Below are 12,458 nucleotides of genomic sequence, written 5' to 3'. Positions count from 1 at the left end.
GAGGGTTTTTTTTTGCTTTTAAACGATAAAGTTTGGTTTTTTTTTGATTTTTTTCTTAAATTTAATAAAAAAACTACAGTGTCATGATTTCAGAAAAATTAATAAAAGGTCAACTGCTTATATCTGAGCCTTCTATAATTGGAGATTTATCATTCAATAGATCTGTAATTTTATTGGCGGATCATGATAAGGAAGGTTCTGTAGGTTTTATCATCAACAAACCTCTTAAATACACGATAAACGACTTAATACCTGAAATAAATTCAAAATTTAAAATTTACAACGGAGGACCTGTTGAACAAGACAACCTCTATTTCATCCATAATGTCCCTGAATTAATCCCTAATAGTATTGAAATTTCTAATGGAATTTACTGGGGAGGTGATTTTGAATCTACAAAAGATCTAATCAATCAAGGAGCTATCACAAAAGATAACATTCGTTTTTTCTTAGGCTATTCGGGCTGGCATCAAAATCAATTAGAAAATGAAATGAATGCTAATTCATGGATTGTGACCACCAATAATTACAAAAACAAAATTATAGGTAAGTCCCCTACACATTTTTGGAAAGACCAAATCAAAGAATTAGGAGGTGATTACCTCATTTGGTCTAACGCTCCTGAAAATCCGTATTTGAATTAACTACAATAATACTTTTATAAAAAAAGGACTTAAATACTTTCTAAACGAAAATATTTAAGTCCTTTTTTAATTACTACCGGTATATACTATTTTACCAAAAGCAGCTCGTTTAATTTTTCCAACAACAAATGTGCTGTTTGAGTCCCGAAAGTTTTCTTTCTGTACTTTGTAATGGGCTGAATTCCTTTAATTACATTGGTAATAAATAACTCATCAGCTTTTTGAAGATCAAAAGGAGAGATAATCTCCTCAACCACTTCTAGACTTTCTATTTTTTTTGCCAAAGTCAAGATTTGTTTCCTCATCACACCATTCAAACATCCTTCAGACACTGGAGGTGTTATCAATTTATTCCCCAACAGCATAAATATATTCCCTTGAATAGCCTCCACTACATTTTTACTATCATTCAACATCAAACAGTTGTCTAAACCGTTTTCATACGCAAAGATACTAGCTGTAGTATTCAATAATCTATTAGTTGTTTTTATAGAAGAAAGCAGCTGCTTGGTGATATAGAAATCCTTAAACAAATCTACTTCGTATTCCTTTGTTTCAAATGCATAGTGCACATCAGGTAATTTTGTAGCATGCACCAAAAAAGAAACGGTATTATATTTAGGCAAATAGTACCCTCCATCATTTCTAAACACTGTAATTCTTACTCTAGCCGAAGCCGAAAAACCATTTGATGTCACTACAGACAACAATTGTTCTTCAAAGTACTCCATAGTAAAGTTCATTGGAATCTCCATGCGCACCACACGCATAGATGCCATCAATCTAAAATAATGGTCTTCAAGAAAAAGAACGCTCCCATTTACCACCTTTACCGTTTCAAAAACAGCATCAGCATATAAAAAAGCACGGTTTTGAGTCAATATATTAGTATCCTCAGATACTATTGTTCCGTTAAAATTAATCATAAAAAAAGCCCTGAATTTTGTTCAGGGCAAATATAAGTTATAATAAACTATTTTCTATACAGAACCTAGGAGATGTTTCAAATCTGAAATTTGATTTTCCCATAACTGTTTTGCCTCATCTACCTCATCTTCATCAGCAAAGTCAACAACCATTAAGGAAACATCCTTAGTTAATTCATCAACTAAAATATGTAACTCAAAAAACAAATCGGTATCTTTATTATTAGCATCTACCCATTTGAATTTTACTTTTTCACCGGATTTTTTAGAAGCTAGACGCGCTTTCTCTTCAGAATCATTCCAAATGAAAGTAAAAAACTCACCACGCGAATTTACATTATCAGCAAACCATTCAGACAAACCAGAAGGTGTAGAAATATATTGATACAATAACTGAGGCGAAGAGGTGATTGGGAACTCTATTTCGTAACGTACTTTTTGATCCATGGGGCTAATTAATTTTTTTTCGAATATATAGAATATAAACCCGATAAAAAAACGTTTTTAAAAATATTTTTTTTTCTTCAAAAATTGCTTGTTTGCTTTAATAAAAGTTTTATATTTGCACCCGCAATCAAGAACAGTTGTTCACTGCATTTGGCGAGGTAGCTCAGTTGGTTAGAGCGCAGGATTCATAACCCTGAGGTCACGGGTTCAACTCCCGTCTTCGCTACGAAAAACAAACCCTTAAACATCAACTGTTTAAGGGTTTTTTATTGGATTTAAGTTTCAAAATTATAGAGGATCAAGTCAAAAAGTTGTGGGGAAATATTAAATTTCGATATTTGTGTTTTAAATTAAATGCAAATGAAAGATTCCTTAGTTGAACTTCTCAAGTTATTGTTGCCAGAAATTATCGTTGATTATTTTGAACTTACTTCTTATGAAAAAGGTGAAGAAATTCTTCATTTATACTTAAAAGAGATTAATTCGATTCCAAAAGAATACCGTCAAAACAAATTAAGTTCAAAAGGTTTTTTTGATGAGATAACTGTTCAAGATTTTCCAATACGTGGACATCAAGTGTACCTACACATTACTCGTAGAAGATGGCTTAACGAAGATACTGGACAAGTTGTATTTAGAGATTGGAATTTAGTAGCAGACGGAACTCGGGTAACACAGGAGTTTGCGTCTTTTTTAAAAGAAATCAATAGATTCAAAGCCTAATGATTGTAATGCTATCGCCTCTTTCTATGGTGTCAAAGGCAAAAACCTACTATATCAATACAAGGATTTCTTAAGTGATTTTAAAATCTGGAATCAAAAAGCACATGCGAAACAATGGCTTATTTTTCCTGAAAACATTGGAAAACGGTTATCTATTGATGAAACCTCTCTTTCTAATGGCGAGCTTTACACCGTTTTAACAAACAAAGCTGCTAACGGTAGAAAAGGCACTATAGTAGCGATGGTTGCTGGAACAAAAGCAGAAACAGTAATTGCAATTATTGAAAAAATCCCTCTTAAACAACGAAACCTAGTTAATGAAATAACATTGGACATGGCTGGTAATATGGGATTAATTGCTAAAAAATGTTTTCCTAAAGCAATACAAGTGACCGACCGCTTTCATGTTCAAAAACTTGCCACTGAAGCTTTGCAAGAGATCAGAATTAAACACCGATGGAAAGCTATAGACCAAGAAAACGAAGCAATGGAACAAGCTAAAAGCAGCAAAACGAAGTATGAACCAAAAATATTAACCAACGGCGATACCCTCAAACAACTACTAGCTAGGAGTCGTTATTTTTTATACAAAAACAAATCAAAATGGTCTCAGAACCAAAAAGAACGTGCGGACTTATTATTCAATTTATATCCCGATATTCATAAAGCATACAATCTAACACAAGACTTACGCAATATCTTTGAAAACACAACTGATAAAATAATTGCTTTTACTAGACTGGCCAAATGGCATGAAAAAGTAAATCAATCAGGATTTAAGTCTTTCAACACAATATCTCGAACCATAACCAATCATTATCAAAACATATTAAACTATTTTGACAACAGAAGTACTAATGCTTCGGCAGAATCCTTCAATGCCAAAATAAAAGCTTTTAGGTCGCAGTTTAGAGGAGTTAGAAACATTGAGTTTTTCCTTTTTAGGCTAACTAATATTTATGCTTAATTTTTGTCGCTCCACAGGTTTTAGGATTGATCCATTATAGACTTCAAAACGCTCAAGTGAGGAACTCACTCAAGTGAGGAATTTTAAAAATTGCTATTCCAAAATAACAATATAATACAATTGTTTCATCACGATATTGCATATTCCAATATGAGATTAGAGTTTTATTTCAAATAAATTATCTCCAAAAAAAAATATAGTACAAATTTAAAGCCGTCAATTCGTCCTTCTAATGTAAATTAAAAGTCAAATTAAAACTTCATTTAGGAGTAAATAAAAAAAGGATCTACTTTAAATTAAAAAGTTAACCCCAGTTTTTTTTTTTTAATTACTCAGTTTTAAGGATTGTATCAATGACCCTGAAAATTATTATCCAAGACCATTTTTTCTTAAAACTTGATATACAAAACGAAGTTTAAACTCACAATTGTATTTTACTTTTCTTTCCATAAAAATACTACCAAATAGTGCCTAACTTATAGGGGGGCATTGTAAAAATTACTTTTCAGATAGTCTCATCGTTTTTTTTTATAATTCCATACGAGTTTCTACTGATAACCAAATAATAGAATTACCAATAAATTCAAAAAAGCGGATACTAGTACAATAAAGAAAATTATGAATACTAGCTTGATTATATTATTATTTCTCATCTTTCCAATTTATTTCTGGCCAAATTTCAGGCCTGTCAATTTTTTTTGCACCGTTAGTACTCATACTATTTGACCAAAAATAATAGGTGTTTAACTTCAATAAGAAAACAAGACTTCTTTTCTTCAAATAATAATTAAAGTTTATTTTATAAAGTTGTTCTTAAAAGGTAAAAACTCGATAATTTATTCTTTAATTGTACGTAACCCCACTTTTGATAAATCAATCGGAACAATACCCATTTCTATGGCAGGAGAACCTGGTTTAAATCTAAAGTCTCCTTTTTCAGGATTTACAAATAATGGATCAACCGCCATGCTATGCTTATCAATACCATCTTTTTGATTTTTCTTTATAAGATCCTTACCCATGTTTGGATTTACTTTCGAAAAATAAATATTATAATCCGTGTCTGCATCCTTAGCGCTAGCTATAACACGACCTCTCCTGTCTTCAGAAGCCCCATCTTTTCCTGGAGGCAATTCATCAATAAAACTTCCCATTTCACTAACACAGTATAAAATATTACGTTTAATAGTTCCTCCTGTCAATGGTCCTTCTCTCAGGGACAAATAATAACCACGTGGAGGAGCAATGATATTAGCCACAATATTATTTTCTACTCTATTATCTAACTTTGTCAAAATTCCTTGGGAGGTGCAGTTATAAATTAAATTTTCAGCAATCAAAGTTCCTGTTTGTCCTCCATCCGTACGAATAGCCGCTTGCATTATCATATCTGCCACCATATCATGGATATAATTACGACGAATGATATTCCCCCTACCTGCTCCTCGTATATAAACTGAATTTCCATCTCCCAATCTTTGCATCGTATGATGCATTTCGTTGTATTCTACAATATTGTCATGAGTATGCAAATAAGGCATAACATCCTGAAGTGTAACATCTTTTGAAAATTTAGGAACTTCATCACGACGAATTGTTCGGGTTAACTCGCGACCATTAGGTCCTTTGGCAAAAAAATCAGTCATACAACCCGATAGAATAATGGCAGTATAATCCGTGTGGTGTATTAAGTTGTTAGCAATACGGTTCTCACCACTTTGCCAAACTAAAATACCAGCCGAATGCCAATAAATCTCTCCTATATTATGAATATTGTTGTTATAAACCGTATTCTTTTTGTTTACATCTTTAGTTCCTGGTCCATAACCACAAAGCACAATACCCGCACCTCCTAAGTGTTCGATATGGTTATTTGAAATGGTATTATTTATTCCGTGCAAATCCACACGAATTGCGCCACTACCACTATCCAAGAAGTGACATTGGTCAATCATACAATTCTCAGCTCCGCGAAAACGAACTAAAGCATTGTCTTTATCAAGAAAATCCCAGTCATGTTGCAAGCCGGCATCATCCGGTTTTACAGTGTAACGTTCTCCATGCTTAAAGGTAAGTCCTTTAAACACAAGATTGCGAACAGGAATATCTTTAGCTCCTTCTTTATTAATTTTTCCTTCTACTCGAATGAGTTCAAAGAGCGTTGGAGCGACAACTGTAGATTCATTACGTGGCCAAAGATATACCTTACCTTCTTTGGTATTTAATACCCATTCTCCTTTTTTATCAAGCGCTTCCATTACATTTTCGACCCAACAATTCTCTGTTTCTGGCAAAAAATGAAGTCTATTCATCGCATAAGTAGCATCTATGGCTGTAGTAGCATTATTCGTTTTTTCGTTGACAGATACCACGGGTAACATATTTACAATCCATGCATGATGGGGGCGTACTTTAATTTCTGCATCGGTTACATTTGACCAATTTTTCAAAAATCCATTAGGAAAATGAAGACGGTTTTTACTGCTTTTTTCTAATTCAGTTATTATTCCTTTGGATTGTGCACGAGGCAGCATTCCTTCGTCATCATACAAAGTCAAAAATTTATCCGAAACTTTGGCTACCCAAACATTTCCTTTTGCTGCTGCAGGTAAACCTGGAATATCCGTAGTTACTTTTTCCCAACCTTTAATCTCTTTTCCAGAACTAAAAACTGGTTTTTCATTTGGATAAGCTGCATAAGTTACTGTTGATTTTCCCTCTCCTGAATCTTCTAAACCAAACACTACTGTTTTATTCAGTTTATAAACTCCTTCCCGAATCAACACTACAATATCTTGTGACTTGCTTTTTTTCAAAGTGCGTACGGCTTTTTTTGCTTGTTCTAATGTAGCAAACGGCCCATCAGTACCTTGCGCATTGGGACTTGCCAATTTTCCAGACCAGTTGTCCGAACCTTGGGTGGACACATAAAAATCAGCTGTTTGGGCGTTACTCATGAAGCAACCAAAAAGGATTGCTAAAAAGAGAATTAATTGTTTTTTCATTCGGTATCTTACTTATTATTTTAAATTTTATTTTCGTTTTAATTATTATTTGTCCATTCGTAATCCTATCATCGACATATCAATAGGTACAATTCCCATTTTGATGGCTGGCGAATCGGGTTTGAATCTAAAATCTCCTTTTTCAGGATTTACAAATAAAGGATCAACAGCCTTACTATTCTTATCTACACTTTCCGTATGGAGGTATTTTAGGGTGTTGTCTCCTTTGCTACTGTCGGTTTTACAGAAATAAATGTTGTTATCAGAATCCACATCTTTCATACGTGCAGGTTGCTTCCCTTCCATATCTTCACCTGCATTTGATTTCCCAGGTGTGTGTTCAGGAATAAAAATGCAATTATCTGTTGAAGAATAAAATATATTATTTTTATTAGACGCTCCCGTCATAGGCCCTTCTACAATTTTTAGATAAACACCGCGAGGAGGTGCGATAACATCGGCAATAATATTATTCTCAAAACGATTGTTTAATTTTAAGGTCATTCCTTGCGAGGTGCATTTGTAGATTATATTTTCGGTAATTAAAACGTCCATTTGACCTCCATCGGTCCTCATTCCGCCTTGTTTACCTGTTGGAGTCACAAGATCGTGAATAAAATTGCGACGAATTACATTTCCTGGACCAGCACCTCTAATATAAATTCCATTTCCATCTCCTAACTTTTGCATGGCATCATGAATTTCATTGTATTCAATTAAATTGTTTCGACTGTGTAAATACGGTTTAATATCCTCTTGTTCTGGTTTTTTGGGAAGAGTACTCATTTCGTCCCAACGCAAAGTTCGCATCAGTTCACGACCATTTCCACGTTTGAATAATCTTAAAATTCCTCCGCTTACTATTAAACCAGTATAATTAGTATGATGAATTAAATTATTAGCGACTCTGTTTTCTCCACTTTGCCAAAGGAATATCCCTGGAGAATGCCAATAAATTTCGCCAACATGGTGAATGTTATTGTTGTAAACCAGATTCTTTTTGTTCACATCTTTGGTACCAGGACCAAATCCGCACAATAGAATTCCGCCACCACCCATATGCTCAATATGGTTGTTGGTAATTTTATTATCTATGCCATACAAATCCACACGAATCGCACCACTACCACTATCTAAAAAATGACATTGATTAACCACACAGTTCTCTGCTCCGCGAAAACGTACCAATGCATTGTCTTTATCTAAAAAATCCCAATCGTGCTGTAAACCAGCATCGTCTTTAGCAATGGTATAACGCTCACCGTGTTTAAAAGTTAGTCCATCAAATTTTAAATTTCGAACGGGTACATCTTTAGAACCTTTTTTGTCAATCTTTCCTTCCACACGAATGAACTCCATCAATGTTGGTACTACTATTGGGGAGTCCCCTCTTTTCCAAAGATATACCTTGCCTTCTTTCGAATTTAAAACCCATTCACCAGGTGCATTCAATTCTTCTAAAGCGTTTTCTACCCATATATTATTTTTTTGCATCACATAAGTAGCGTCAATAGTCGTATTGGCAACCCCATTATTTTCATCAACTGAAGCCAAAGGCAGGATGTTTAAAATCCAATCGTGAGCTGGACGTACAATAAGTTCAACATCCGTAACATTTGAGTAATTTTTCATTTTCCCTTTTGGAAAATAAATTTTGTTTTTAGTACTTTCTTTTAAAGGTTTAAAAGGTTCGGATTGCGCGCGTGGCAACATTCCATTGTCATCATACAGCGTTAGAAATTTATCCGATACATTGGCTACCCATATATTCCCTTTGGCTTCCTTTGGCAAACCTAGAATATCCGTAGTTACTTTCTCCCAACCTGAAATCTCTTTGCCGGAGCTAAATATTGGTTTTTCATTAGGATAAGCTGCATAGGTTATCGTTGCGTTTCCTGCAGCGGAATCTTCCAAACCAAATACAATTGTTTTATTTAATTTATAAAGGCCTTCACGAATTTGCACCAAAATGTTTTGCGTTTTCTTTTTTTTCAAAATTCGTACCGCATCTCTAGCTCGCTCCAAAGAAGCAAAAGGCCCATCTGTACCTTGAGCATTGGGACTTGCTAACGTACCCGACCAGTTGTCAGAACCTTTGGTAGAAACGTAAAAATCAGCTGTTGTTTGTGCTGCACTATTTAGACATCCATAAAAGATTGTCAAAATTATAATCAATCGATGTTTCATAAATTCGGTTATTAATACTATCAATGTTTATCAGAAGGGTTTAATGCAAAAGCTGCTTGTTCCCAAGGAAATGAAATTTCATCATTTTTTTGAACTTTGCCAGGAGTACTTCTACCATCCATAATTTGTTTGATTAGCAATGCTTTTAATTCTTTTACTTTATCCGGATTTTCATTGGCTACATTTTTAGTTTCCTTAGTATCTTTTTTAAGATTGTAAAGAATGTTCTCGAATGTGTCACTATCTCCTTTAGCTTTTTTCTTTTTACTTGTACCAGAATCCTCTTTAGTAGGTTCTACTACTAATTTCCAATCCCCTTTTCTGATGGCAAATACACCAGCTTTATCATGATGAATGGTTTCTTCTCTTTGAAAACCTTTTTTTTGATTCAATAATGGCATCATACTATAGCTGTCTTCAGCTTCATTATCTTTCAATTTATAGTTTACCAAATCTGCACAGGTTGCCATAAAATCAGTTGTACAAATGGTTTCGTTGCAAATAGAATTTGGTTTAATCCCTTTAGGCCATTTTACTAAAAATGGTACACGATGTCCACCTTCAAGGATACTTCCTTTTATACCGCTATAGATATAACTTGGGTTATGTCCTTTCTCTTTCAATACCCCAATGTTAGCATTTGCAGCACATCCATTGTCACTTGTGAAAATTACAATTGTATTTTCTTCAATACCACTGTCTTTAATTGTTTTAAATAAATCCCCCATCAAATCATCAATCATGACAACAAAATCTGCATACGGATTAATATTACTTTTTCCTTTCCAAGGCGCTATAGGCAATATCGGATTATGCGGTGCGGCCAAAGGAAGGTAAAGAAAAAATGGTTTGTCCTCTTTAGCTTTTTCTGCGATATACGCTTGAGCTTTTTTCACAAAAACAGGCAATACCTGTTCGTGGTCAAAATCATCCGATATATCCCCTTTTATCCAATACGCATAAGGATTATCTTTTCTTAATCCTTCTGATATTGTTAAAGGCTCCTTTACTACTTTGTCATTTTCAATATACACAAACGGAGGCATATTTAAAGAAGCTGAAATCATATACGAATAATCAAATCCTAAATTGACAGCTCCTTTTTTCAATGGTTTAGAATAATCTATTTGATCGGGGTTGAATCTGTCTTTTACATTAGAAAAATACTCAAATTCTTTGCTACCCTCTTTCATAGACCAATTTAGCCCCATATGCCATTTACCAATAGTGGAAGTTTGATAGCCATTGTTTTTCAATAATTGAGCCACCGTCAATCGGTTCTCTTTTATTAACATTGGTGAATCTCCCCATAATACAAAACTTTTCAGTGGTGTTCTCCAGTTGTAACGCCCCGTTATGATACTATATCTTGTAGGGGTGCATACAGATGAAGAGGTGTGAGCATCGGTAAATTTCATACCTTCCGCACCCATTTTGTCTATATTAGGTGTCGCAATTTTACTGTTTTCGTTATAAAAACTTAGATCTCCAATTCCTAAATCATCGGTCAAAATATAAATGATATTCGGTTTTTTGTTATTGCTATTTTTTGACTGAGCAATAGTTCCCACAGTAAACAATGCAATGAATACATGCAAAATAAGTTTCATTTCTTGCTTTTTTTAAAGAATTATTTTAATTCTATTTTTGAATCTAATGATAACCGCTTCATTACTTTGGTTTCAATTAATTTTTTATTGCATCCTATCAATTGAATAGTAGCAATGTTTTTTTATCCAATACGAAGACTTTCACCTCCATATTCATTAATAACAAGAGCACCGTTATATATAAATTAATCTTTTAAAAAAGTAGGGTGCAATTTCTTTTTCACAATTACACCCTATGTATTTATTGAATTTTATTCATTAGGCGCATACCCTTTATTTTGCACCCAACCATTAGAAATATTTAAATTCATTTCGGTCAAAGGAATTGGTAATAACCATTCGCGGTCTGGCCATTTTACATTTCCATGATTTGCATTAACACTAAAATTTCCATTATAAGAACTTGCCCATACTTTTATTAAAGTTCCATCGTTAACATTAAAAAATCCATCGGTTCTTATCAAATCAAAACGTCTTTTAATTTCTCCTGCTAATTCTAAACGGCGTTCTTTATAAACGGCTGTTCTAAAAGCAGCCTGTGTCAACCCTGACAAGTCTTTAGAAGTATTTGTAACTCCAAAAGCTCTTCTTCTTATTCTGTTCAATGCAGTATATGCATCCGCATTAGGAGCACCATCAGCTTCATTTTGAGCTTCAGCATAAATCAATAATGCATCGGCAAATCGATATAGTATTATATTATTATTGGTATATTGAAATGTTGCAGTGCTAGTACCTAGAAAGAAATCGATATCCATATATTTTCTAATCGATGGTTGCGATAGAATAGTTTTACCAGCAGGTGTAATGTATTTTGTCACTATAAGCCAATCCCTTCTTTGATCACCAGCTTCGTCATAAGCAGCATATAAGTCAGGTGAAGGTACGAAACCTGCATTACTATTAAGAGCACCAGAAATAGCTGCGGGCCAAGCTAAGTCTCTAATATTACTTGTGTATCCCGTAGGAATAGTAGTAGCTCTAACACCCCAGTAACCAGCTCCATTATTACTGCTAGAACCTGGTCTTGATAACCATGCTCCCGTTTGACCAATAGAGATAGTCCCTAATTCAAACATCGATTCTACACTATACGGTTTGCTTTCTATCCACGGCACACCGCAAGCTGGAGTAATGTTTTGACCATTCACAACTGCAGTTGTAATTAATGAATGAGGTGAACCATCAATAATTTCCTTCGCCTTGTCTCTTGCTAATGCCCAATTCGAGGCATCCCCTTTAACTTTTTCACCCTGAGACGTTCTTCTCCATCCAGCACGGGTTAAATATACCTCGGCAAGAATTAATTTAGCTGTCCATTTTGTAACTCGTCCACTGTGTAATGTATTAACACAATTTTCTTCGGCAAATTTTAAATCTGGAATAATAATCTCATTGTAGATCTCATCTACACTAGAACGAGGTAAATCAAAATCAGTTGTTGATTCAACAGAGTTAACCACCTTTGGCATATCACCCCATACTCGTACTAAATTATAATAGGCAAAGGCTCTTAAAGCATGTGCTTCACCAAGAAATACATTTTTTTTGATATCAGAAATAGATGCAGTTGGTACATACTTAATAACATCATTAGCACGTGATACTGCTTTCCAAAAATATTGGTACTGATTGCGATTTGTTAAAAAAACCATTTCTGGAACAATCGTATGCGTCATCCATTCATCAGAATTATTATTATCTCTAGTTACTATATCATCAGTACCTACATCAATTGTGGGCCAATAGGCACCGTAAATTGAAAAGGATTGACCATTCTGAAAGGCATGATAGATAGCATCTGTAGCATTACGGCAATCTGTTTCTGTTTTAAAAAAATTACTATTTGACACTACCATTCTAGGGTTCTCTTCTAAAATATCAGAACAGGATATTGGTAAAAATGCCGCTATTAATAAACCTAATTTATATAAATTTTTCATGATTTT

At 34.1% G+C, this 12,458-nt stretch carries 10 protein-coding genes and 1 tRNA gene; 4 read left to right on the top strand and 7 right to left on the bottom strand.

The window, feature by feature from the left end:
* Positions 1-83 precede the first annotated feature (83 nt).
* Entirely contained in the window at positions 84-644 is a 561-nt protein-coding gene (locus SLW70_RS08735) for a YqgE/AlgH family protein (protein ID WP_320891724.1), read from the top strand.
* Positions 645-730: 86 nt separating this feature from the next.
* On the opposite strand, the gene SLW70_RS08730 is transcribed toward SLW70_RS08735, so the two are convergent.
* Positions 731-1,570, bottom strand: coding sequence for an aminotransferase class IV (locus tag SLW70_RS08730; RefSeq protein WP_320891723.1), 840 nt, complete (start codon positions 1,568-1,570; stop codon positions 731-733).
* A gap of 54 nt (positions 1,571-1,624) precedes the next feature.
* The gene (locus SLW70_RS08725; protein WP_320891722.1) at positions 1,625-2,017 is read right to left on the bottom strand and encodes an START-like domain-containing protein; all 393 of its coding nucleotides are present in this window, start codon (positions 2,015-2,017) and stop codon (positions 1,625-1,627) included.
* A gap of 152 nt (positions 2,018-2,169) precedes the next feature.
* Between SLW70_RS08725 and SLW70_RS08720 the strand changes: the two genes are divergently transcribed.
* The 3 genes from SLW70_RS08720 to SLW70_RS08710 all read left to right on the top strand — a co-directional run bounded on the left by SLW70_RS08720 (position 2,170) and on the right by SLW70_RS08710 (position 3,707).
* Positions 2,170-2,243: transfer RNA gene (locus SLW70_RS08720), tRNA-Met, on the top strand.
* A 134-nt stretch (positions 2,244-2,377) separates the two neighbouring features.
* A complete protein-coding gene (locus SLW70_RS08715) occupies positions 2,378-2,740 on the top strand; it encodes a transposase (RefSeq protein WP_320888229.1) in 363 nt (120 codons plus the stop codon).
* A 13-nt stretch (positions 2,741-2,753) separates the two neighbouring features.
* Entirely contained in the window at positions 2,754-3,707 is a 954-nt protein-coding gene (locus SLW70_RS08710) for a transposase (RefSeq protein ID WP_320891742.1), read from the top strand.
* Positions 3,708-4,349: 642 nt separating this feature from the next.
* Here the strand turns inward: SLW70_RS08710 and SLW70_RS08705 are convergent.
* The 5 genes from SLW70_RS08705 to SLW70_RS08685 form a co-directional block, all read right to left on the bottom strand.
* Positions 4,350-4,487 (bottom strand): hypothetical protein, encoded by a 138-nt coding sequence (locus SLW70_RS08705; protein ID WP_320891721.1) that lies wholly within the window; start codon positions 4,485-4,487, stop codon positions 4,350-4,352.
* A gap of 56 nt (positions 4,488-4,543) precedes the next feature.
* The gene (locus SLW70_RS08700; RefSeq protein WP_320891720.1) at positions 4,544-6,712 is read right to left on the bottom strand and encodes a right-handed parallel beta-helix repeat-containing protein; all 2,169 of its coding nucleotides are present in this window, start codon (positions 6,710-6,712) and stop codon (positions 4,544-4,546) included.
* A 45-nt stretch (positions 6,713-6,757) separates the two neighbouring features.
* Positions 6,758-8,899, bottom strand: coding sequence for a right-handed parallel beta-helix repeat-containing protein (locus tag SLW70_RS08695; RefSeq protein ID WP_320891719.1), 2,142 nt, complete (start codon positions 8,897-8,899; stop codon positions 6,758-6,760).
* Positions 8,900-8,919: 20 nt separating this feature from the next.
* Entirely contained in the window at positions 8,920-10,509 is a 1,590-nt protein-coding gene (locus SLW70_RS08690; protein ID WP_320891718.1) for an arylsulfatase, read from the bottom strand.
* A gap of 251 nt (positions 10,510-10,760) precedes the next feature.
* The gene (locus SLW70_RS08685; RefSeq protein WP_320891717.1) at positions 10,761-12,452 is read right to left on the bottom strand and encodes a RagB/SusD family nutrient uptake outer membrane protein; all 1,692 of its coding nucleotides are present in this window, start codon (positions 12,450-12,452) and stop codon (positions 10,761-10,763) included.
* Positions 12,453-12,458: the final 6 nt, after the last annotated feature.

The sequence above is a fragment of the Flavobacterium sp. NG2 genome, from assembly GCF_034119845.1.
Classification (GTDB): domain Bacteria; phylum Bacteroidota; class Bacteroidia; order Flavobacteriales; family Flavobacteriaceae; genus Flavobacterium.
Note: the sequence above shows the minus strand (reverse complement) of the source record. Positions and strands in the feature narration are given on the sequence as shown.